General features: G+C 67.4%; 22 protein-coding genes. 2 read left to right on the top strand and 20 right to left on the bottom strand.

Annotation, left to right across the window (positions count from 1 at the left end; translation table 11 throughout):
• Nucleotides 1–2: 2 nt before the first annotated feature.
• From MFM001_RS17330 to dapB, 9 genes are all read right to left on the bottom strand, one after another.
• Nucleotides 3–767, bottom strand: coding sequence for an SDR family oxidoreductase (locus MFM001_RS17330; RefSeq protein ID WP_116376508.1), 765 nt, complete (start codon nt 765–767; stop codon nt 3–5).
• A complete protein-coding gene (locus tag MFM001_RS17325) occupies nt 764–1,984 on the bottom strand; it encodes an acyl-CoA dehydrogenase family protein (RefSeq protein WP_116376507.1) in 1,221 nt (406 codons plus the stop codon). The genes MFM001_RS17330 and MFM001_RS17325 overlap by 4 nt, the downstream gene beginning before the upstream one ends.
• Before the next feature lie 11 nt (nt 1,985–1,995).
• Nucleotides 1,996–2,808 (bottom strand): SDR family NAD(P)-dependent oxidoreductase, encoded by an 813-nt coding sequence (locus MFM001_RS17320; protein WP_116376506.1) that lies wholly within the window; start codon nt 2,806–2,808, stop codon nt 1,996–1,998.
• Nucleotides 2,809–2,894: 86 nt separating this feature from the next.
• Nucleotides 2,895–3,533, bottom strand: a complete 639-nt coding sequence (locus tag MFM001_RS17315; RefSeq protein WP_116376505.1) for a TetR/AcrR family transcriptional regulator — start codon at nt 3,531–3,533, stop codon at nt 2,895–2,897.
• Between the two features lie 65 nt (nt 3,534–3,598).
• Nucleotides 3,599–6,784 carry a carboxyl transferase domain-containing protein gene (locus tag MFM001_RS17310; RefSeq protein ID WP_116376642.1) on the bottom strand — a complete coding sequence of 1,062 codons (3,186 nt, stop codon included), beginning with the start codon at nt 6,782–6,784 and terminating at the stop codon, nt 3,599–3,601.
• Nucleotides 6,781–8,307, bottom strand: coding sequence for a class I adenylate-forming enzyme family protein (locus tag MFM001_RS17305; RefSeq protein WP_116376504.1), 1,527 nt, complete (start codon nt 8,305–8,307; stop codon nt 6,781–6,783). Before MFM001_RS17305 ends, MFM001_RS17310 begins: the two co-directional genes overlap by 4 nt.
• Nucleotides 8,308–8,311: 4 nt before the next feature.
• Entirely contained in the window at nt 8,312–8,767 is a 456-nt protein-coding gene (locus MFM001_RS17300) for a flavodoxin family protein (protein ID WP_116376503.1), read from the bottom strand.
• Nucleotides 8,764–9,219: a hypothetical protein gene (locus tag MFM001_RS17295; protein WP_116376502.1), complete on the bottom strand. Its 456-nt coding sequence runs from the start codon at nt 9,217–9,219 to the stop codon at nt 8,764–8,766. Before MFM001_RS17295 ends, MFM001_RS17300 begins: the two co-directional genes overlap by 4 nt.
• The gene (gene dapB / locus MFM001_RS17290; RefSeq protein ID WP_116376501.1) at nt 9,216–9,953 is read right to left on the bottom strand and encodes a 4-hydroxy-tetrahydrodipicolinate reductase; all 738 of its coding nucleotides are present in this window, start codon (nt 9,951–9,953) and stop codon (nt 9,216–9,218) included. The genes MFM001_RS17295 and dapB overlap by 4 nt, the downstream gene beginning before the upstream one ends.
• Before the next feature lie 154 nt (nt 9,954–10,107).
• Between dapB and MFM001_RS17285 the strand changes: the two genes are divergently transcribed.
• Nucleotides 10,108–11,490 carry an HNH endonuclease signature motif containing protein gene (locus MFM001_RS17285; protein WP_116376500.1) on the top strand — a complete coding sequence of 461 codons (1,383 nt, stop codon included), beginning with the start codon at nt 10,108–10,110 and terminating at the stop codon, nt 11,488–11,490.
• Here MFM001_RS17285 and MFM001_RS17280 read toward each other — a convergent pair.
• Genes MFM001_RS17280 through MFM001_RS17260 form a run of 5 tightly spaced genes read right to left on the bottom strand, consistent with a single transcriptional unit; the run spans nt 11,476 to nt 14,584 of the window.
• Nucleotides 11,476–11,712: a hypothetical protein gene (locus tag MFM001_RS17280; RefSeq protein WP_238159250.1), complete on the bottom strand. Its 237-nt coding sequence runs from the start codon at nt 11,710–11,712 to the stop codon at nt 11,476–11,478. The genes MFM001_RS17285 and MFM001_RS17280 overlap by 15 nt on opposite strands.
• Nucleotides 11,712–11,936 (bottom strand): hypothetical protein, encoded by a 225-nt coding sequence (locus MFM001_RS17275; protein ID WP_371685558.1) that lies wholly within the window; start codon nt 11,934–11,936, stop codon nt 11,712–11,714. Before MFM001_RS17275 ends, MFM001_RS17280 begins: the two co-directional genes overlap by 1 nt.
• Before the next feature lie 50 nt (nt 11,937–11,986).
• A complete protein-coding gene (locus MFM001_RS17270; protein WP_116376499.1) occupies nt 11,987–12,448 on the bottom strand; it encodes an SRPBCC family protein in 462 nt (153 codons plus the stop codon).
• On the bottom strand, nt 12,441–14,063 hold the full coding sequence (locus tag MFM001_RS17265) for an AMP-binding protein (RefSeq protein ID WP_116376498.1): 1,623 nt from the start codon (nt 14,061–14,063) through the stop codon (nt 12,441–12,443). The genes MFM001_RS17270 and MFM001_RS17265 overlap by 8 nt, the downstream gene beginning before the upstream one ends.
• 5 nt (nt 14,064–14,068) lie before the next feature.
• A complete protein-coding gene (locus MFM001_RS17260) occupies nt 14,069–14,584 on the bottom strand; it encodes an Lrp/AsnC family transcriptional regulator (protein ID WP_116376497.1) in 516 nt (171 codons plus the stop codon).
• An 80-nt stretch (nt 14,585–14,664) separates the two neighbouring features.
• Here MFM001_RS17260 and ald point away from each other — a divergent pair, with 80 nt between their 5' ends.
• A complete protein-coding gene (gene ald / locus MFM001_RS17255) occupies nt 14,665–15,783 on the top strand; it encodes an alanine dehydrogenase (RefSeq protein ID WP_116376496.1) in 1,119 nt (372 codons plus the stop codon).
• Here ald and MFM001_RS17250 read toward each other — a convergent pair.
• The 6 genes from MFM001_RS17250 to MFM001_RS17225 all read right to left on the bottom strand — a co-directional run bounded on the left by MFM001_RS17250 (nt 15,772) and on the right by MFM001_RS17225 (nt 22,534).
• Nucleotides 15,772–16,785 carry a nitronate monooxygenase gene (locus tag MFM001_RS17250; protein ID WP_116376495.1) on the bottom strand — a complete coding sequence of 338 codons (1,014 nt, stop codon included), beginning with the start codon at nt 16,783–16,785 and terminating at the stop codon, nt 15,772–15,774. The genes ald and MFM001_RS17250 overlap by 12 nt on opposite strands.
• Before the next feature lie 4 nt (nt 16,786–16,789).
• Nucleotides 16,790–18,136, bottom strand: coding sequence for a pitrilysin family protein (locus MFM001_RS17245; protein WP_116376494.1), 1,347 nt, complete (start codon nt 18,134–18,136; stop codon nt 16,790–16,792).
• Complete coding sequence (locus MFM001_RS17240) at nt 18,114–20,390, bottom strand: polyribonucleotide nucleotidyltransferase (protein ID WP_116376493.1); 2,277 nt, start codon at nt 20,388–20,390, stop codon at nt 18,114–18,116. The genes MFM001_RS17245 and MFM001_RS17240 overlap by 23 nt, the downstream gene beginning before the upstream one ends.
• Before the next feature lie 286 nt (nt 20,391–20,676).
• Nucleotides 20,677–21,180 (bottom strand): hypothetical protein, encoded by a 504-nt coding sequence (locus tag MFM001_RS17235; protein WP_116376492.1) that lies wholly within the window; start codon nt 21,178–21,180, stop codon nt 20,677–20,679.
• A gap of 13 nt (nt 21,181–21,193) precedes the next feature.
• The gene (gene rpsO / locus MFM001_RS17230) at nt 21,194–21,463 is read right to left on the bottom strand and encodes a 30S ribosomal protein S15 (RefSeq protein WP_062541288.1); all 270 of its coding nucleotides are present in this window, start codon (nt 21,461–21,463) and stop codon (nt 21,194–21,196) included.
• Nucleotides 21,464–21,559: 96 nt separating this feature from the next.
• The gene (locus MFM001_RS17225) at nt 21,560–22,534 is read right to left on the bottom strand and encodes a bifunctional riboflavin kinase/FAD synthetase (RefSeq protein ID WP_116376491.1); all 975 of its coding nucleotides are present in this window, start codon (nt 22,532–22,534) and stop codon (nt 21,560–21,562) included.
• Between the last annotated feature and the right edge of the window lie 25 nt (nt 22,535–22,559).

The raw sequence follows: 22,559 nt of genomic DNA, 5'->3' as shown, positions 1-22,559 counted from the left end.
CGTCAGCCCCGGAACGCCGACGCGTCGCCGAGCAGCTGCCCGCCGTCGATCACCATGGCTTCGCCGGTGATCCAGCTCGCCGCATCCGAGACCAAAAACGCCACCGCGCCTGCCACATCGACCGGTTCGCCGATGCGGCCCAATGCGATCGACGACGAGAGCGGGTCCTCATGGTCCTTCCACAGCGCCTCGGCGAGCCGGGTGCGCACCACACCCGGGCAGATCGCGTTGACCCGCACCCGCGGCGAAAGTTCCAGCGCCAGTTGCTTGGTCACGTGAATCAGCGCAGCCTTGGTCGCGTTGTACATCCCCATGTAGGCCCCGAAATGCAGACCGCCGATCGAGGCGGTGTTGACCACCGCGCCGCCATGCTCGCCCATCCACGCCTTGACCACCAGCGATGTCCACAGCAGCGGCGCCCACAGGTTGACGTCGAAGGTCTTGGCAAAACGTGCATGGTCCTGCTCGATCAGTGGCCCGTAGGCGGGGTTGGTTCCGGCGTTGTTGACCAGGATGTCGATGCTGCCGAACCGGTCCAGGGTGGTTTCGACGCACCGTTGCGCGGCCTCTTCGTCGACCGCATGGGCACCGACACCCAACGCGTTGCCATTCACCTGCGCTGCCGCGGCGTCCGCGCTCTCCTGTTTGCGCGACGTGAGTACGACGTTCGCGCCCCCCTCGCCCAGCCGCTGCGCAATGGCCAGCCCGATCCCGCGGGATGCTCCGGTGACGATCGCGGTGCGACCTTTGAAGTCGGGTGACGTCATCGTTGGCTTGCCTCCTGGTACTTGCGCAGTTCGCGGCGGGCGATTGCGCGCTTGTGCACCTCGTCGGGACCGTCGGCCAAACGTAGCGTGCGCAGGTGTGCCCATGCCATGGCCAGCGGAAAGTCGTCGGTGACGCCGCCGCCGCCGTGTACCTGGATGGCGCGGTCGACGACTTTCAGCGCCACTTGCGGGGCCGCGACCTTGATCGCGGCGATCTCGGTCTGCGCCGCCTTGTTGCCAACGGTGTCCATCAGGTAGGCGGCCTTGAGGGTGAGCAGCCGGATCATCTCGATGTCGATGCGCGACTCGGCAATCCAATCCTGAATGTTGGCGTTCTCGCTGATCGGTTTGCCGAAGGTGACCCGGGATTGGGCACGCGTGCAGAGCAATTCGAGCGCCCGCTCGGCCATGCCGATTGCGCGCATGCAGTGGTGGATGCGTCCGGGACCGAGGCGCGCCTGGCTGATCGCGAAGCCCTCACCCTCGCCCTTGAGCACATCTTTGGCCGGCACCCGAACGTCTTTGAAGTCGATCTCGGCGTGGCCCTCGCGGTCCTGGTAGCCGAACACGGGCAGGCCGCGCATCACGGTGACGCCGGGAGCGTCGATGGGCACGACCATCATCGACTGCTGGCGGTGCGGGGCGGCCGTCGGGTCGGTCTTGCCCATCACGATCATCACTTTGCAGTTCCGGTGTAAAGCGTTGGACGCGAACCACTTCCGGCCGTTGAGCACATACCCGTCGCCGTCGCGCACCATCGACAGCTGCACGTTGGTGGCGTCCGAGCTGGCCACCTGCGGCTCGGTCATCGCGAACGCCGAGCGAATGGTCCCGGCGAGCAGCGGCTTGAGGTATTTCTCCTTGTGCTCGTCGCTGCCGAACAGCGTGAGCACTTCCATGTTTCCGGTGTCGGGTGCGCTGCAGTTGCACGCCTCGGAGGCAAGGTGGCTGCGCCCCATGATCTCCGCCAGCGGCGCGTACTCCAGATTGGTCAGCCCGGGCCCCCACTCCGGGTGCGGGTGAAAAAGGTTCCACAGTCCGCGCTCGCGGGCCTCGGCCTTGAGCTCTTCCATGATCGGCGGCTGGAAGTGAGGGTCGCCGGATTGCCGCATCTGCTCGTCGTAGACGGCTTCGGCCGGGTAGACGTGCGAATCCATGAACTCCAGCAGATCCGCCTGGTATTTCTTTGCGCGATCGGACAATTCGAACAGCGACATCGCGGCTCCTGTCAACTCAGCAGACTGCGCTGGTAGCGGCGCATGCCGCGCAGCCAACGGTCGTAATCGGTTGCCTTGTGGCGGTACATCTCCAGCACTTCCGGGTGCGGAAGGATCAGGAACCGCTCGTCGCCGACAGCCTCCAGGACGATGTCGGCGACCGCGTCGGGTTCCAACACGGTGCCGGCGGTGGTGACCGCGCGGGTGGCGAGGTCGCCCAGCGGGTCGCCGGACTGTTCCCCGGAGTACAGCAGTTTGGTGTTCACTCCCATCGGGCACAGGCAGCTGACCCGCACCCCCTGATCGCCGTAGGTGATGTTGAGCCACTCGGCGAAGCCCACAGCCGCGTGCTTGGTGACGGAGTAGGTGGCCGAACCGAGCTGGGTGAGCAGCCCGGCCGCCGAGGCGGTGGACACGAAATATCCTTCGCCGCGCTCGATCCAGCCGGGCACCAGCAATTGGGCGGCCCGGATGTGCGCGCGCAGGTTGACGTCGATGGACCGGTCCCAATCTGCCTCGCTGACGTCGAGGCCGGCCGCACCGGTGATGCCCGCGTTGGCGAAATACAGGTCCACTGGGCCGAATTCGCGTTCCGCGAGATCGATCAAGCGCTGGATCTGCGCAGTGTCGGATGCATCCGCGCCCGCACTGACGGCCCTACCGGGTTGCGCTGTGTTGATTGCGTCCGCCACCGCCTTGGCGGCGTCGGCGTCGAGGTCGGCGACGACGACCTGCGCGCCCTGTTGGGTCAGCTTCGCGGCCAGTGCGCCGCCGATGCCGCCGCCACCGCCGGTGACGATGGCGACCTTCTGGTCAACCTTCACAAAGGGATCTTCTTCCTCACAAGGGTAGAGCCCGAATGAATCACGACCCTACTTGAATCCGGACTCAAGTTCAACTGTCGGATCGGTCATGATCCGCCGAACCGCAGCGCGTTGGCCCACAGCCGGGTCACGGTGAACACCAGCTCCTCGAAGTCGACCTGCGCATCGTCGTCTGCCTCCCCGCGAGTGAAGACGCTGTAGGCCAGCCGGCTGACCATGCCCGATAGCGCCCGCGAGGCGAGCAACGGATCGATGCCGGGATCGGCGATCCCCCGCGCCTGCAAATCGGCGATCCCGCGAGCGTTGCGCTGGATGAATGCGTCGGCCCGGCGCCTCCGCAACTCGTGGAACTTCGGGTCCACGTGCGCGACCTGTTCGAGCAGACCCATCAGCTTGGCATTGCGCCGGTATGCCTCCAGGTAGGCACGATTGCTGGCCTCTAACACCGCGTACGGGTTGTCGGTGTCGCTCACCCGGCCTATGCCCGGATGCATCATGTCTTGCTGCGCTTCCGCGAGGACGGCGGCAAAGATCTCTTCCTTGTTCGCGAAGTAGGTGTAGAACGACCCGGTCGCGCAACGCGCCGCCTTGGTGATGTCGCTCAGCTTGGCATCGAGATAGCCGTCCCGCTCGAACACCTTGCGTGCGGCGGCAATCAGGGCGGCCCGGGTCCGGGCACCACGCACCGTCGCCGGCGGTTGGCGAGCAGGCGCCGTCGTATCCATGCCACCGATGCTACCTGAATTTGACGTCAGGTTCGTATTATGGGAGCGCAGCCGGGGGCGCGTGCTCAGCGCCGCGACAACCTGGCGATCCACGCCCGGGAGTCCGCCGGGTCGATCACGTCGTCGAGCTCGAACGTGGTGGCCGACGTGAGCGCCTTGCCGTGCTGGTAGGCGGCCTCGACCAGCTTGTCGAACAGCTTCTGCCGTTCGACGGGATCCGACTCGGCGGCCAGCTCCTTGGAAAACCCCAGCCGCACAGCGCCTTCCAGACCCATCCCGCCGATCTCGCCCGTCGGCCAGGCGACGGTGAACTCCGGGGCATGAAAGGAGCCGCCGGCCATCGCCATCGCGCCCAGGCCGTAACCCTTGCGCAGAATGATCATTCCGAACGGCACGGTCAGCCGTGCGCCGTGCACGAACAGCCGGCTCATCCGTCGCACGGCACCGTCGACTTCGGCGTCCGGACCGACCATGAATCCCGGGGTGTCGCATAGCGAGACGATCGGCAGCCCAAAGCATTCGCACAAGATCAGGAAGTCGGCGATCTTGTCGGCCGCCTCGGCGTCGATCGCCCCGCCGAGATGATGGCTGCTGTTGGCCAGCAGCCCATACGGCGTGCCCTCGACGCGGACCAGTGCGGTGACCACGCCGACGCCGTAGTCGGGACGCAGCTCCAGCACCGAATCAACATCGACAACCGATTCGATGGCGCGGTGCACGTCGTAGGCCCGTAACCTGTTCTCCGGCACCACATGCCGAGCCAGCCGCGGATCGGGCGCCTCCCAGTCGTCGATGCCGCCCTGAAAGTAGGACAGGTACTGCTTGGCCAGCGCGACAGCGTGGGCCTCGTCGCGCGCGGCCAGGCCAACTACCCCGTTGCGGCGCTGCACGTCGATCGGTCCGATGTCCTCCGGCCGGTACACTCCCAGCCCGCCGCCCTCGATCATCGCGGGCCCGCCCATGCCGATGTTGGCGTCCGGAGTCGCGATGATCACGTCGCACGTCCCGGCCAGCGCGGCGTTGCCGGCGAAGCACCGTCCGGAGACAATCGACACCAGCGGCACCCGTCCGCTCAGCGCGCCCAGTGCGCGGAAGGTCGGCACGTCCAGTCCGGCGATGTTGGCGACGTCGGTGTCGCCGGGCCGGCCGCCGCCGCCTTCGGCGAACAGCACCAGCGGAATCCCTTTGCGGGCAGCCACATCGAAGACGCGGTCGGTTTTCGCATGGTTGCGCATGCCCTGCGTGCCGGCGAGCACGGTGTAGTCGTAGGACAGCACCGCGGCCTCGCCCCCGTTGATTCGGGCCAGTCCGGCGACCAGGCCGTCGGCCGGCGTGTTGGCGATCAGGTCCTCTTCGGAGCGCCGGCTGCGCTGCGCGGCGACCGCTAACGCGCCGTACTCGACGAAGCTGCCGGGGTCCACCAGGTCGGCGATGTTCTCGCGCGCGGTGCGGCGATTCTGCTTGTGCCGCTTGGCGACAGCGGCCGGCCGGCCCTCGTCGAGGGTGAGCAGGTGGCGGCGACGGACTTCGTCGAGGTCGGCGCGGCTGCGGTCGAGGTCGAGTTCGGCCGCGGTCTCGCCGGTTGCACCGGCCCTCGTGCGGGTGAAAACCACCAGCGGATCGCCCGTTCCGACGACCTGTCCCGGCGTCACGAGGTTTCGCACCGTGCGCAGCGCATCCGGTGCGGCCAGCACGTGCTGCATCTTCATGGCCTCGAGCACGACGACCTGCTGGCCCGCGGTCAACTCGGCACCGTCGGGCGCGATGTCGACGACGGTGCCGGCAAGTTGTGCGCGCAGTACCTCCTCACCCGGGTACAGCTCGAGAGGTGCGACGCGGACTTCGGAGTGATGCGACATCGCGGCTGTGGCCAGCGCGGGAAGGTTCGCGTCGACGAATCCCGTCGTCACCACCTCCGACTGAATCTGGATGTGCGACAGCACCTCCCGCAGGAACCCGATGTTGGTGCGGATGCCCTCGATGCCGAACTCTTCCAGCGCCGTCTGCGCTTTGCGCATCGCAGCGGGAAACGACGATCCGCGGACGTGGGTGATCACCTTTGCCAGCAATGAGTCGTAGCGCGGGCTCGGCGTCAACCCGGGTCGCCCGTAGGTGTCGACGCGCACTCCCGGGCCGCTCGGCGGCGAGAACACGCTGAGAGTGCCCCCGGCAGGCACGACCGACCCGTCGGCGTCGATGGTCTCCATGTTGACCCGGGTCTGGATCGCGATACCGCGCACCGCCGCGGGCGCTCCGGTGACTTCCGTTCCGTCGGCGACGATGCCGGCCGGCAACCGCAGCTGGTGGAACGACGCGCCGCGAGCAATTCCCAGCTGCAGCGCGACGAGGTCTATCCCGGTGACCTCCTCGGTCACGGTGTGCTCCACCTGGATTCGCGGGTTGACCTCGAGGAAGACGAACTGTTCACCGGCGACCAGGAATTCGACCGTGGCCAGCCCGCGGTACCCGACCCGGGCACACAGCACGGCCGCGGCGCGGTGCAGGTCACGGCGCAACGCCGTGGAAATTCCTTGCGCCGGCGCGATTTCGACGAGCTTCTGGTAGCGGCGCTGGATGCTGCAGTCCCGGTCACCCAGCGCGAGGGCACGGTCTGGTGTCGCGACGATCTGCACTTCGATGTGCCGAGCATTGTCGAACAAGGCCTCGGCGAACACCGCCGAGTCGCCGAAGCCGAGTTGGGCCTCGGCAGCGCAGTGGCGGTACGCGTCGTCGATAGCGGCGGCGTCTTTGACGATTCGCATACCACGCCCACCGCCACCGGCCAGCGCTTTGATCACGATGCCGTCCGGCTGCCCTGCCGCAAACTCCCGTATCTCCTCGACGCTGCTGGGACCTTCGGTGGCCGCCAACACCGGAATTCCCGCCTCGGCGGCCGCCCGGCGGGCGGCCGACTTGTTGCCGAACAACTCGAGTGCGTCGGGATCCGGCCCGACGAACGTATATCCCGCTGCGGCGCAGGCGCGCGCGAATTCCGGGTTCTCGGACAGGAACCCATAGCCGGGGTGGATCAGCTCGGCGCCGGACTGCTTGGCCGCCGCCAGCATCGCGGCGTGATCCAGGTATGCGGCGGGACCGGTGTCCGACAAGCCGATGGCTTCGTCGGCGGCATGCACATGCGGGCTGTCGGCGTCGTCTTCGGCGTACACCGCGACGGTGCCGATGTCCAATTCGGTTGCGGTGCGGATGATCCGCAGTGCGATTTCGCCGCGGTTGGCGACCAGCAGGGTCATCGCAGCGCCGGACCCCACTGCACCTGTTCGCGCAGTTGGCCTTTGAGTAGTTTGCCGCCGGGGTTGCGGGGCAACGGCTGGTCGACCACGGTGACGTACTGGGGAACCTTGAAATCGGCGAGTTGCCCTCGGCAATGGTCCAGCACTGCAGGTACATCTATTTGCTCGCCGTATAGCACCGCGCCGACCTTCTCACCCATCACTTCGTCGGGTACCGCCAGCACGCAGGCGTCGGCGACACCGGGCGCCGACAGCAACGCCGCCTCGACCTCGACGCTGGAGACGTTCTCGCCGCCACGGTTGATGATGTCCTTGAGCCGGTCGACGATGTGCACCCGCCCGGCGTCGTCGACCCGAACCACGTCGCCGGTGTGCAGCCAGCCGTCGACGATGGTGGCGGCGGTGGCTTCCGGCCGGTTCCAGTAGCCCGCCGTCACGTTGGCGCCGCGCGTCACCAACTCCCCCACCGTCGGGTCGTCGCCGTAAGGGACGACACCAAGGTCCACCGAGGGCACCGCGTAACCGACCGAGTCGGCGTGCTCGACGGCGTCGTCGTGGGGCAATGTCGTCATCAGCGAGGCGGTTTCGGTCATCCCGTACCCGTTGAACACCTTCGCGTTTGGAAACGCATCCTTGACCGCGGCCACCAAAGACGGCGCGATAGGCGCGCCCCCGTAGCCGACCCACCGGACGCCGGACACGTCGGCGTCCTTGAAATCGTTGTGCCTCAACAGCAATGCGTAGACAGCGGGGACGGTCACCATGGAGGAGATCCGTTCGGCGGACAATGTCCGTATCAGTTGGACAAGATCCAGTGCGGGCATGATCACCGACGCGCCGCCCACGTAAGCGGCGGCCAGCAGTTGGGAGTTGCAGCCGGTCACGTGGAACAGCGGCACCGATATGAGGGTGCGGAATTCCTCGGCGGCGTCACGCTCGAGACCCACACAGCGCACCATGTTTTCGGCGTTGGTCAGAAACGCCTCGTGAGTGGTGGGCACGCCTTTGGGCCGCCCGGTGGTGCCCGAGGTGTAGAACAGTGCGGCGACGTCGGTGCGATCGAGTCCCTGCGCCACATAGGGTTCGCCGTCGGGCAGGGCCGTGTCTGCGGCCAGGTCAACCCGGGCGCCGGCGTCGGACAGGATGAACTCGACCTCCGGCCCGGCCGACCGGGTGTTGACCGGGACCGCCACCCCGCCGGCCATGACGGTGCCCCAGAACGCGAGCACCCAGTTGAGGCCGGCCGGGTATCGCAGCGCGACGCGGTCACCTCGTTGCAGTCCGTCCGCGCGCAGACCGCCGGCTACTCGCGCTGCGGCGTCCCAGAGCTGTTGGTAGGTCAGGCGTTCGGCGCCCACTTCCGCGACGGCCTCGCTGCCCGGCCGGGTCTCGACGTGGTGGGCGAGCACGTCCAGCAATGTGGCCGGCAGTTCGTCGTAGTGCGGGATGCCGTCGCGGTCCCGGGTCACCCCCGTCGTCGGGAACGGATTGTGGCCCCTTGGAATCTCGATAACTGCGCTCATCAGCTCACTCCATCAGTGTCGCAGCCAGCGTCCCACCCAACTCGTAAGCCCGCTCGCGAATCGCGGCATCGATTCCGCCGACGACCTCGAGCACGTCGGCGGCCTTGGCCAACGACAACCCGGTAGCCACCTTGTCCACCGCGGTCGCCGCGCCGACGGTGTCGTTGTTGCCATGCACCCATAGACCGTATGGCCGGCCCGCCACATGATCCAGGCTCGGGTAATACACCGTGTCGAAGAAATGCTTGAGCGCCCCGGACATGTAACCGAGGTTGGCCGTCGTCCCGAACAGGTAGCCGTCGGCGTCGAGCATGTCCGGGACCGTTCCGGCCAGCGCCGGTCGCACGACGACGTCCACGCCGTCGATCTCGGGGTCGCTGGCCCCGGCGAGCACGGCCTCCAGCAGCTCGCGAGTAGCGGGCGACGGGGTATGGTGAATCACCAAGAGCTTCTTGGTCATTCGTGCGCCTGCAGCTCGACGGCCTTCTTCATGGCTTCCCGCGCGCGGCTGCGGTCACCGGCATAGTCGTAGGCGCGGGCCAGCCGGTACCAGCGCCGCCAGTTGTCCGGGTCGTCGTGCAGTTCGTTGCGGACGGTGTCGAACAGTACGTCGGCGGCGTCTTTGTCGATGCGCCCGGAGGGACGCCGCGGCAGCGCGCTGACGTCGAGTTCCATTCCGTCGTCGGCGATCAGCCGCGCGAGCTTCTGGTGGGCGAAACCGGCACGCAGGGTGGCCACCATCGCCCACAACCCGATGAGGGGCAGTATCAGCAGCGCGGCGCCCAGCATGATGCCGGCGGCGCGGCCCGAGCCGATCAGCAGCAGGGCGGTGCGACCGAGCAGCACCAGGTACACCAGCAGCGCCACGCACATGAACGCGATCAGCAGCTGGAGACGGAGCGCTCTGGTCATTGCAAGTTCAGTAGCGATTCGATGCCTATTGTCAGGCCCGGGTGTTCGGCCACCCGGCGGACCGCCAACAGCACACCAGGTACAAACGAGCTGCGGTCGATGCTGTCGTGGCGGATGGTCAGCGTTTCGCCCGCGGTGCCGAACAACACTTCCTGGTGGGCCACCAGGCCGGCCAGCCGCACCGAGTGCACAGGCACGCCGTCGACGTCGGCGCCGCGGGCTCCGGGCAGGCTGGTGCTGGTGGCATCGGGGTTGGGCGGCAAGTCTTTTCGAGCCTCGGCGATCAGTTCGGCGGTGCGTGCCGCGGTGCCTGAAGGAGCGTCGGCCTTGTGTGGGTGGTGCAGTTCGATGACTTCCACCGACTCGTAGAACGGCGCGGCCTGCTTGGCGAAGTGCATGCACAGCACCGCCCCGATCGCGAAGTTGGGCGCGATGATCGCCGCGGTGCCCGGTTTGGCGGCCAGCCACGACCGAACCTGTTGCAGCCGTTCGTCGGTGAAGCCGGTGGTTCCGACGACTGCATGAATCCCGTTGTCGATCAAGAACTTCAGGTTATCCATCACGACGTCGGGATGGGTGAAGTCGATGACGACCTCGGTCTGGCTGTCGGTCAGCAGTGTCAGCGGGTCGTCGGCGTCCACTTCGGCGGACAGGGTCAGATCATCGGCGGCCTGCACCGCCTGCACCATCGTCGCACCGACTTTGCCCTTTGCTCCCAGCACGCCAACCCGCATAGGTGCAGCCTAGTGGGGGTCCCCCTGGCCGCGAGCGTACGTGTCCCCGATCGAATGCCGCTTGGCGGCGGCATTTTGCGCACAGTTCGACTTTGATCCACAGCCCCTCCTTCTTGGCCTCCTCTTGTCGGTGGGCGCTAGTAGTGTTTCGAACATGAGTTCGACATGCGTGGCCGATGCAGCGGAGCTGGCGTCGGCCCTGGATGCGCTGGACGCGGCGGTGGCGCGCATCCGCGAACTCAACGTCGACAGCTACGAGCCGGCGGTGCGGCTGCGCATGTTGGAGCGGCTGGAAACCGCCGCGCGTCGCCAGGCCGTGGCCGGCCACGACATCATCGTCGGGCTCACCAAGGAAGTCCCGGCCGACATCGGCGGCGCGGTCCACAAAGTGGTCGCCGACTGGCTGCGCATCAGCTGCGCCGAGGCCCGCCGCCGCCTGCACGACGCCACCCAACTGGCCCCGCGCACCACCTTGACCGGCCAACCGCAGCCACCCGAACTACCCGCCACCGCACTGATGTGGCGCGAGGGCCAACTCGACACCCAGCACCTGCGCATCATCCAGGGCTTCATCCGTGACCTACCCGCCGACACCCCAGCGGCCATCGTCACAAAAGCCGAAGCCTTTCTGGCCGACCAAGCCACCGCCCTGCGCCCCGACCAACTGGCCAAGGTCGCCGAGCGCTACGCCATCACCATCAACCCCGACGGCACCTTCTCCGACGAAGATAGAGCCCGCCAACGCGGTTTTAGCTGGGCACCGCAACGCCGCGACGGCATGAGCATCGCCAAACTGACCGCCACCCCCGAGCTGCGCGCCAACCTGGAAGCCTGGTTCGCCCGCTTCGCCGCCCCCGGCATGTGCAACCCCGACGACCCCCAACCCTGCACCGCCGGCGAGCCGGCCGAGGAGCTGGCCCGCACCGATGCCCGCGGACACGCCCAACGCCAACACGACGCCCTCAACGCCCTAGTCCGCGGCCAACTCGGCGACCCCAAACTCGGCACCCACAAGGGCCTACCCGTCACCGCCATCGTCTCCACCACCCTGGCCGAGCTCACCGCGGCCAGCGGACACGCCCTCACCGCCGGCGGCACCCTGCTACCCATGCCCGATCTGATCCGCATGGCCAGCCACGCCCACCACTACCTAGCCATCTTCGACAACCACGACAGCCGCCCGCTTTATCTGGGCCGCACCAAACGCATCGCCTCACCCGACCAACGCATCGTGCTCTACGCGAAAGATCGCGGCTGCACCCGGCCCAACTGCGACACACCCGGCTACTGGACCGAAGCCCACCACCTCCACAGCTGGGCCCGCGGCGGACGCACCGACATCACCAACCTCACCCTAGCCTGCAAACCCGACAACGACATCGCCGAACACGGCTGGCTCACAACCAAATCCACCAACGGACACACCCAATGGATCCCCCCACCACATCTCGACCATGGGCAACCCCGCACCAACAACTACCACCACCCCGAACGCTACAAACCCAACCACGACCCACCAGGATCAGCTCCCGCATGAGTGGGAGAACAACAGCACAGGCCACGAGACGATGGACGCCATCAGCGTCACCAACGCCTCGTTGCCCTGCTCGACCTGTACCTGATGCAGTTTCTCGCCGTATGCACCCGACACGACAGCGCCGACGATCAAGTAGGGAATCGCGGCCAGCAGCGCAATTTCGACGAGCGCCCCGATGCTGACTGGATAGTTCAGCACCCTGCGCAAGGTGGTGAGCAGCATCAGGCACACCCGGCAAATCCGAGCGCCGGCCACAGCAGGATCGAGAAAAGTAGCGACATCATCAGGTGCACGCCCTGCAGCTGGTCCAGATGAGCGGTGTGGGTGCTGGTCCAGACAATGCCCATAGCCAGGTAGGGAACGCCCAACACCACACCGACGCAGAGGATTTCGACGATGGTCAGCTGAAAGCTCAGTAGCCGTTCAATCGCGGTGAGCACATCCATATGTTAACGACGATTCTCACCGATCGTCGCGGATTCGCGGCAGTCGACGGCTATGACGCCTCGGCGCGTTCCTTCAACCGCTGCAAGGTGAGGCGGATGTGCTCGGCGTTGGCCGCGGTGCGGTCACGGACACCAGTAGTTAACGGCGTTACCCGGCGGATCCAGCGCCACCGGTGGTCCCAGGTGCTCTCGGTGACGCGACAACCGCCGTCGGCGGGGGCGAAGTCGTACTGCCACCGCGCTACTGGGATCACGCCGGAGCGCACCTCGAATGCGAATACCCGCCCGGGTTGGGCGTCGGTGACCGTGCACGTCGTGCTCCACCGCCGGCTGCCGTTTCTGTTGGCGCCGGTGAACACCGCGCCCGGGCGGGCGCCGTCACCCTTGCGCCACTGCATCGCGACGGTCTCCTCGGCCATCGACGCCAGCGTCGGCAGGTCTGTGACCAGCGCATACACCTCGTCGGCGCTCGCGTTGATGTGCACGGTGGCCGTAGCGGAGGGCTCAGTCATTGGCTGATGATAAGCGCAGCAATCGGATGCTCTCCTCGCGCATGTCGACCTTGCGGATCTTGCCGGTGACGGTCATCGGGAACTCGTCGACGACGTGGACGTAACGGGGGATCTTGTAGTGCGCCAGCTTGCCGGTGGCGAAGGCGCGCACCGCCGGCGCGTCGAGCGGGCGCCGCCCGGGCTTCATCCGAATCCACGCGCAGATCTCTTCGCCGTAGCGCTCGTCCGGCACGCCGACCACTTGCGCCTCGTCGACGTCGGGATGCGTCAGCAGAAATTCCTCGATCTCGCGTGGATACACGTTCTCCCCGCCGCGGATCACCATGTCCTTGAGTCGCCCAACGACGTTGCAGTAGCCGTCTTCTCGCATCACGGCAAGGTCTCCGCTGTGCATCCACCCGTCGGCGTCGATCACCTCGCGCGTTTGCGCCTCGTCACGCCAGTAGCCCAGCATCACCGAGTAGCCGCGAGTGCAGAACTCCCCCGGCTGCCCGCGCTCGACAACCTCGCCAGTATCCGGGTCGACGATCTTGATCTCCACATGCGGGTGCGCCCGGCCGACCGTCGCCGTACGCCGCTCGAGGTCGTCGTCGATGAGGGTTTGGCACGACACCGGGGACGTCTCCGTCATGCCGTAGGCGATGGCCACCTCGGCCATATTCATCTCGGCCACACAACGTTTCATCACCTCGACCGGGCAGACCGACCCGGCCATGATCCCGGTGCGCAGCGACGACAGGTCGAAAGCGGCGAAGTCGGGATGACCCAGCATCGCGATGAACATCGTCGGCACGCCGTAGACACCCGTGCAGCGCTCGGCTTCGATCGCCCCCAGGGTAGCGCCCGCGTCGAACGCCGACGCGGGGATCACCATGGTGGCGCCGTGCGTGGTGCAGCCCAGGTTGGCCAGCACCATTCCGAAGCAGTGGTAGAACGGCACTGGTATGCACAGCCGATCGGCGGGACCCAAACCGATCAGCTCGGTGGTGAAAAAGCCGTTGTTGAGGATGTTGCGATGCGACAGCGTCGCACCTTTGGGGAATCCGGTGGTTCCCGACGTGTACTGAATGTTGATCGGGTCGCGGTTGTTCAAAGATGCACTGCGGCTGCGCAATTCATCGACGGGCACGCCGCGTTCGCGTAGAGCGTCCCAGTCGTCGGCATCGAGGAAGACGACGTCTTTCAGGGTCGGGCACTCAGGCCGCACCTCGTCGATCATGCGGGCGTAGTCCGAGGTCTTGAACGCGGTTGCCGAAATCAGCGTCCGGACACCGGATTGCTTGAGCGCGTAGGCCAATTCGTGTGTGCGGTACGCCGGATTGATGTTGACCAAGATGGCACCGATCTTCGCCGTCGCGTACTGCACGATGGTCCACTCGGCGCAGTTGGGCGCCCAAATCCCAACCCGCTCACCGCGCTCCACCCCGAGCGCCATCAGCCCCCGCGCAATCACATCGACCTCGGCGTTGAGCTCGCCATACGTCCAGCGGCGCCGCCGCGCCACCTCGACCAGCGCCTCCGCGTCGGGGTCCGCGGCCACCACGCGCTCCAAATTCTCGCCGATAGTCTCCTCGAGGATCGGCGGGTCCGTCGGGCCGCCGTCGTAGGACTTCATCGGTGTCAGATCGGTGCCGCCCCACGCAAATGCTCGAAGATCAACGACGTCTGCGTGCCAGCGACGGCGGCGTCGGCGTTGAGGTTTTCGACGACGAACGCGCGCAGGTCCTCGGTGTCGCGGGCGGCGACGTGCAGCAGGAAATCGTCGGGGCCGGCCAGGAAATAGACGTCCATCACCTGCGGCTTGCGCCGGATCTGTGCAATGAAGTTGCGGATCTTGCCGCGTGCGGTGGATTGCAGGTTGACCGAAATCATTGCCTGCAAAGGTAATCCGACCGCCACCGGGTCGACGTCGGTGTAGAAGCCGCGGATCACACCCAAATCCAGCAGCCGCCGCAAGCGACCGTGGCACGTGGATGGAGCGAGGCCGATCTTCTCGGCCAGGGCGCTGTTGGTCATCCGCGCGTCGGCGTGCAGCAGGCTCAGGATCTTGCGATCGACCTCGTCCAGGTCGGCTGGCCGAACATTCTTCGGTGAGCTACCGGTCCCGCCCGTCGTATCCGTTGTCTGCACCGGCATATCCCGACTCTACAGAATTATCATCGCCCTGTTTGCTGGCTTGCCGAACTTTCTTCACAATTGAACGTGAAGGAGTCATCATGCGAGTCGGCGTGCCCACCGAGACCAAGAACAACGAGTTCCGGGTGGCGATCACGCCGGCGGGCGTCGCCGAACTCACCCGGCGCGGCCACGACGTGCTCGTCCAGGCCGGCGCCGGCGAGGGCTCGGCGATCAGCGACGGCGACTTCAAGGCGGCGGGCGCGCAGTTGATCAGCACCGCCGAGCAGGTGTGGGCCGAGGCCGACTTGTTGCTCAAGGTCAAGGAGCCCACCCCGGCCGAGTACCCCCTCTTGCGGCGCGGGCAGACACTGTTCACGTTCCTGCACCTCGCGGCGTCCCGATCCTGCACCGACGCGCTGTTGGCGGCGAGGACGACGTCGATCGCCTACGAGACGGTCCAAACGGCCGTCGGCGCGCTGCCGCTGCTGGCGCCGATGAGCGAAGTCGCCGGCCGACTCTCCGCCCAAGTCGGCGCCTATCACTTGATGCGCACCCGCGGCGGTCGCGGCGTGTTGATGGGCGGCGTGCCCGGTGTCGAGCCCGCCAATGTGGTGGTGATCGGCGGCGGAACCGCCGGCCGCAACGCCGCCCGGGTCGCCGGCGGGATGGGCGCTACCGTCACGGTTCTCGACGTCAACATCGACAAGTTGCGGGGCCTGGACGCCGAATTCGACGGCCGGGTGCACACCCGCTACTCGTCGGCGTACGAACTCGAGGATGCCGTCAAGCATGCGGACCTGGTGATCGGGGCGGTACTGGTGCCCGGCGGCAAAGCACCCACTATCGTGTCGAATTCGCTTGTCTCGCACATGAAGCCGGGAGCTGTGCTGGTCGACATCGCGATCGACCAGGGTGGCTGTTTCGAGGATTCCCGGCCGACCACCCACGACGACCCGACCTTCGCTGTCCACGACACCTTGTTCTATTGCGTGACGAACATGCCGGCCTCGGTGCCCAAGACGTCGACGTATGCGTTGACCAACGCCACCATGCCCTACGTCATCGCGCTCTCCAACCGCGGCTGGCAAGCCGCCTGCCGATCGGATCCCGCACTTGCCAAAGGACTTTCGACGCACGACGGTGCACTGCTGTCACAGCAGGTCGCCGCCGACCTGGGTTTGCCGTTCACCGACCCGGTGCGCGTGCTATACGAGTGAGGCGACGATCTCGGCGGCGGGCTCGCAACGCGCGGAGGCGAATGCCGTTCCCGCCCAGAGATTTGTACCGTGCGGGTCGTCGGCCTCGACCGCGGCCTTGCGGATCGGCGACGTCATGTGGTTGACCTCGGGGTAGCCCAGCGGAGCGATGTCGTCGAGCAGCCGGGTGAAGTCGTTCTCCAGGCCGCGCGCATACCGTCCGGAAAAGGCCCGGGTGACCGTCGTCTTGCCGAATTGCGGGTTCTGCAGGGCGGTTCGGTGCGCGAAGTTGGTCCCGGCTTCGTCGGACAGCAGCAACGCCGTGCCGACCTGGGCGGCCACCGCTCCCCTGCGCAAGACCCGCTCGACGTCCTCGGCGGTGCCCAGGCCGCCGGCGGCGATCAGCGGGATCCGATGGGTGGCGCCGATCCGGTCCAGCAGGTCGATCAGCGATTCCTGGCCGGGCGGCATGTCCGGCGCGAACGTGCCGCGATGCCCGCCGGCGTCCGGCCCCTGCACCACCAGCGCGTCGGCTCCCGCGGCCGCCGCGATGCCGGCCTCGTACGCAGACGTGACGGTGATCAGCAGCACGATCCCCAGCGCGCCGAACCAGCGCAAGACGTCCGGCGGCGGCGCGCCGAAGGTGAACGACACCACCTCGGGCCGCACATCGGCGATGACCTCCAGCTTGCGCTGCCAGTCGTCGTCGCTGAAGCGGGGCCGGCCCACCTCGACGTCGTAGTGCTCGGCGAGCTCGTCGAGCGCCTCGGCGTAGTGGTCCAACTGGACGTAGTCGGCCGCGCTGGGTTGCGGCACAAACAGGTTCGCGCCGATCGGCCCGTTGGTGGCCGCCCGCGCGGCCGCGATGTCGTCGGCAAACCGTTCAGGCGTCACGTATCCGCCGGCGACGAAGCCCATGCCGCCGGCATTGGACACCGCCGCGGCGAGTTCCGGCGTGCCGGGGCCGCCGGCCATCGGCGCGCCCACCACCGGCACCGCGAGATCCCAGAAGCCCAAGACCATGGGGCTACTGTACTATCGCCCGAAGCCGTTGCGGCAGTGATCGTTTCGAGCGGTGCGGGCCGACAACGGCCACACCGTAGGGTTTGGTCAGCAGTCGGCGGGCCACCGCGTTGACCTCGTCGACGGTGACCCGGTCGAGCTCGTGCAGCGTCTGCTCGATGCTGCGGTGCTCGCCGTAATTCAGTTCGCTGCGCCCGATCCGGTTCATCCGTGAGCTGGAGTCCTCCAGCCCGAGCACCAGCCCGCCGCGCAACGAGCCCTTGGCGATTCGGCACTCGGCGTCGGTGATGCCGTCGCGGGCCACCGACTCCAGCACGTCGCACGTCACGCGCACCACTTCGTCGAAACGTTCGGGTAAGCAGGCGGCGTACACCGACAGCGCGCCGCTGTCGGCGAAGACGTCCAGCGACGAGTACACCGAGTAGGCCAGCCCCCGCGACTCGCGAACCTGTTGGAACAAGCGGGAACTCAACCCGCCACCCAGCGCGGTGTGCAGCACCGACAGCGCCCACCGGTGCTCCCAGTGCCGACCCGGCGTGCGCACACCCAGCGACAGATGTGTCTGCTCGGCGTCCCGGTTCGCCACCGCCAACCGGGGTCGTCCGGTCACTCGTCCGCTGCCCTTGCGCGGCGGCACCGGCCGTCGCCCGCGGACCAGCCGCGGCCCGAAGTGTTCGCGGACCAACGCCACCACCTCGTCGTGGTCGACGTTGCCCGCCACCGCGACCACCATCCGCTCGGGTGTGTAGCGGCGCAGGTGAAACGAATGCAGCTGGGCGCGCGTCATCGCCGACACCGACGCGACGCTGCCGATCACCGGACGGCCCACCGGGTGGTCGCCGAACAACGCGGCCAGGAACACGTCCGCGAGCGCGTCCTCGGGGTCGTCGTCGCGCATCGCGATCTCCTCGAGTACGACGTCGCGTTCCAGCTCCACGTCCTCGGCCGCGCAGCGGCCGTTGAGCACCACGTCGGCGACCAGGTCGACCGCCAGCTCCAAATCGCTGTCGAGCACGTGCGCGTAGTAGCAGGTGTGCTCCTTGGCGGTGAACGCGTTGAGCTCACCGCCGACGGCGTCGACCGCCTGCGCGATGTCGACCGCGGTGCGGGTCGGAGTCGCCTTGAACAGCAGGTGCTCCAGGAAGTGCGCAGCGCCGGCCACGGTGGCGCCCTCGTCGCGCGAGCCGACGCCGACCCAGACACCCACCGACGCGGATCGCACCGCGGGCAGGTATTCGGTGACGACGCGCAGGCCGCCCGGCAAGGTGGTGCGACGCACCGCGGCCGACGGCTCGGCGCCGTTCCTGCCGCGGCGCAACGCGCCGGACTTAGCTGCCGGTGGTCGCGGCATCGGCCGGCGCGGCCCCCGAATCGGCAGAGCCCTCGGAAGCGGCGTCGTCGGCGACCAAGATCAACGAGATCTTGCCGCGCTTGTCGATGTCGGCGATCTCCACCCTCAGCTTGTCGCCGACGTTGACGACGTCCTCGACCTGGGCGATGCGCTTGCCCTTGCCGAGCTTGGAGATGTGCACCAATCCGTCGCGGCCGGGCAGCAGCGACACGAACGCGCCGAAATCGGTTGTCTTGACCACGGTTCCGAGGAACCGCTCGCCGACCTTGGGCAGCTGCGGGTTGGCGATCGCGTTGATCTTGTCGATCGCAGCCTGCGCCGACGGGCCGTCGGTCGCGCCGACGAACACGGTGCCGTCGTCCTCGATGGAGATCTGCGCGCCGGTCTCCTCGGTGATCGCGTTGATGATCTTGCCCTTGGGGCCGATCACCTCGCCGATCTTGTCGACCGGGACCTTGATCGTGGTGACCCGCGGTGCATAGGGGCTCATCTCGTCGGGGCGGTCGATGGCCTCGGCCATCACCTCGAGGATGGTCAGCCGGGCATCGCGGGCCTGCGACAGCGCACCGGCCAGCACCTGCGACGGAATCCCGTCGAGCTTGGTGTCCAGCTGCAGCGCGGTGACGAAGTCCTTGGTGCCGGCGACCTTGAAGTCCATGTCGCCGAAGGCATCTTCGGCGCCGAGGATGTCGGTCAGCGTGACGAACCGGCGCTCGGTGCCGCCGCCCTCGATCTCGACGTCGTCGGAGACTAGGCCCATCGCGATGCCGGCCACCGGCGCCTTCAGCGGAACCCCGGCGTTGAGCAGCGCCAGCGTCGACGCACACACCGAGCCCATCGAGGTGGAACCGTTGGAGCCCAACGCTTCTGAGACCTGGCGAATGGCGTACGGGAACTCCTCGACGCTGGGCAGCACCGGCACCAGCGCCCGCTCGGCCAGCGCGCCGTGCCCGATCTCGCGCCGCTTGGGCGAGCCGACTCGCCCGGTCTCACCGGTCGAATACGGCGGGAAGTTGTAGTGGTGCATGTAGCGCTTGCTGGTTTCGGGCCCCAGCGAATCGATCTGCTGAGCCATCTTCATCATGTCCAGCGTGGTGATGCCCAGGATCTGGGTTTCGCCGCGCTCGAACAGCGCGCTGCCGTGGGCCCGCGGAACGACCGCGACTTCGGCACTCAAAGCGCGGATGTCGGTGATGCCGCGGCCGTCGATGCGGAAGTGGTCGGTCAGGATGCGTTGGCGCACCAGCTTTTTGGTCAGCGAGCGGAATGCCGCGGAGACCTCTTTCTCCCGGCCGGCGTAGGTGTCGGCGAGCCGCTCGAGCACCTCGGCCTTGATCTCCTCGGTGCGGTTGTTGCGCTCGGCCTTACCGGAAATGGTGAGCGCCTTGGCCAGCTCGTCGGTGGCCACCGAAGACACCGAGTAGTAGACGTCGTCGCCGTAGTCGGGGAACAACGGGTAGTCGGCGGTCGGCTTGGCGGCCGCGTCGGCGAGCTCCTGCTGCGCGGCGCACAGCGCGGCGATGAACGGCTTGGCGGCCTCCAGGCCTTGCGCCACAACGGTTTCCGTCGGCGCTCCGGCACCGCCCTCGATCAGCTCGACGACGTTCTCGGTGGCCTCGGCCTCGACCATCATGATCGCGACATCTGGGTTTTCCTCGGCGGAGCCGATTACCCGGCCCGCCACCACCATGTCGAACACCGCCCGCTCGGTCTGCTCGACCGTCGGGAACGCCACCCAGGTGCCGTCGATCAGCGCGACCCGCACACCGCCGACGGGACCGGAGAACGGCAGGCCGGCCAACTGGGTGGAGGCCGACGCGGCGTTGATCGCCAGCACGTCGTAGAGGTCGTTGGGGTCCAGGCTCAGGATGGTCACCACGATCTGGATCTCGTTGCGCAGACCGTCGACGAACGACGGGCGCAGCGGGCGGTCGATGAGCCGGCAGGTCAGGATCGCGTCGGTGGACGGCCGGCCCTCGCGGCGGAAGAACGAGCCCGGGATGCGCCCGGCGGCGTACATGCGCTCCTCGACGTCGACCGTCAGCGGGAAGAAGTCGAAATGCTCCTTGGGGCTCTTGCTGGCGCTGGTCGCCGAGAGCAGCATGTTCTCGTCGTCGAGGTAGGCGACGACGGCGCCGGCGGCTTGCTGGGCCAGCCGGCCGGTTTCGAAGCGGATGGTGCGGGTGCCGAAGCTCCCGTTGTCGATGACGGCGGTCGTCTCGAACACGCCTTGTTCAATTTCAGCTACAGACATGACGTCCGTGCGGCCTCTCTGGTTTATTCAGCTGTTTTGCGTGGTCACGCACAGCCCGCAGAGCCTGGCCTGGATGCGGCTACGGCCGTCGATCGAAGCGGCCGGAAGAAAGCCCCGGCCGCCACTACCGAAGACCGCCCGATACAGACGTGGCTTTCCTTTTCGGGTCCCGTCGTGACATCGCTGGGACGGTGCGCGCGGATTGCGCGAACCGCACCTGTTCGGGCCGATCCGGCCCAGAACGTCCTCACTCTACACGCCGACCTGGCGGTTTCCACCGGGCTGCCTACGTCAGGTCCTCCACGCAGACCGCGAACCGCCGCTCGGAGTAGGTGTAGCCCACGCCGCTGGCGCACTGGTCGACGCTGACCGGGTCTCCGAGATCGCGAAGGATCTGGGTGGCCCGCTGGCGGTGTGGCGCCGATTTGTCGTTGCAGTCGACGCGGACCGGGTCGGCGTTGTGCTCCGGGTCCACACTCATGCATCCGCCGACCACCCAGTCGATGTCCAGGCAGGCGGTGTTTTTGGAGTCGCTGAACGTGTTGCGCATCGAATACGACGAGTCCACGTCGGCGGGGCATTGTTCGCGGTCGGCGACTCTGGCCGCGACCTTGAAGTTCGACGAACGGCTGCCGCATGCCACCTTGGTTGCCTCCGGCCGGTCGGCGGTGCCGCCGAGCCGCAGGCAGTCCCCGACCTTGAGGTCCGCGGCATTGGCCGCAGACGAGCAACCTGTCAGCCCCCCGACGACGACGAGTGCGGTGACTACGGCCGCGGGCCACGCGCGCATGGCGGCGCTTGGATCAGCGACGCAGACCCAGCCGCTCGATGAGCGAGCGGTACCGCTCGACATCGATCTGGGCCACGTACTTGAGCAGGCGGCGGCGCCGCCCCACCAACAGCAGCAACCCCCGCCGCGAGTGGTGGTCATGCTTGTGCACCTTGAGGTGCTCGGTCAGGTCCGCGATCCGCCGGGTCAGCAGCGCGACCTGCGCCTCCGGCGATCCGGTGTCGGTCTCATGCAGGCCGTAGGAGCCCAGGATTTCTTTTTTCTGCTCGGCCGTCAGCGCCACGAAATATCTCCATCAATCGGTCCGCGAGGTTCAGATATCGGCAGCGGCCGCCGCGAACTGCAGCACACGCCGTGTCGTGCGGCAGTTTAGCAGTGGTCAACTGACGGTCAGCAGGGCGCGCGCCCGTTCGGTGTCGGCGCCCATCGCGGTGATCAGCTCGTCGACCGATTCGAACTTCTCCTGGCCGCGGATGCGGGCCACGAAGTCCAGCGCCACATGCTGGCCGTACAGGTCGGCCGTGGTGTCGAGCACGAACGCCTCGACCGTGCGGGTCCGTCCCGAAAACGTCGGGTTGGTGCCCACGGACACCGCGGCCTGGTAGCGCTCGCCGGGCACGACGGTGCCGGTCACCGGCCCGTGGCCCAGCACGGTGAACCAGGCGGCATACACCCCGTCGGCCGGGATGGCCGAATACATCGGCGGGGCCACGTTGGCGGTGGGAAAGCCCAGCTCCTTGCCCCGCCCGTCGCCGCGCACGACCACGCCCTCGACCCGGTGCGGACGGCCCAGCGCCTCGGCGGCGGCCACCACGTCGCCGGCGTCGACGCAGGAGCGGATGTAGGTCGACGAGAACGTGACCGTCTCGCTGTCGTGGTGCTCGGACACCAGCGACATCGATTCCACCGCGAACCCGAACCGCTCCCCGGCCCGGCGCAGCGTCTCGACGGTGCCGGCGGCCTTCTTGCCGAACGTGAAGTTCTCGCCGACCACCACTTCCACCACGTGCAGGTTCTCCACCAGCAGCTCGTGGATGTAGCGCTCCGGCGTCAGCTTCATGAAGTCGGTGGTGAACGGCATCACCAGGAACACGTCGATGCCGAACTCCTCGGCCAGCTCGGCGCGCCGGGTCAACGTGGTCAGCTGCGCCGGATGGCTGCCGGGGAACACCACCTCCATCGGGTGCGGGTCGAAGGTCATCAATACGGTCGGCACGCCACGCGCCCGGCCCGATTTCACCGCGTGCGCGATCAGCTCCGCGTGGCCCCGGTGCAGCCCGTCGAACACCCCGATGGTGAGCACGCATCTGCCCCAGTCCGTGGGTATCTCGTCCTGGCCCCGCCACCGTTGCACAACCGCAAGCCTACGGCGCGGGGCT

The sequence above is a fragment of the Mycobacterium sp. MFM001 genome, assembly GCF_003402475.1.
Taxonomy (GTDB): Bacteria; Actinomycetota; Actinomycetes; order Mycobacteriales; family Mycobacteriaceae; genus Mycobacterium.
The sequence above is the reverse complement of the archived record's forward strand: the minus strand, read 5'-3'. Positions and strand labels throughout refer to the sequence as shown.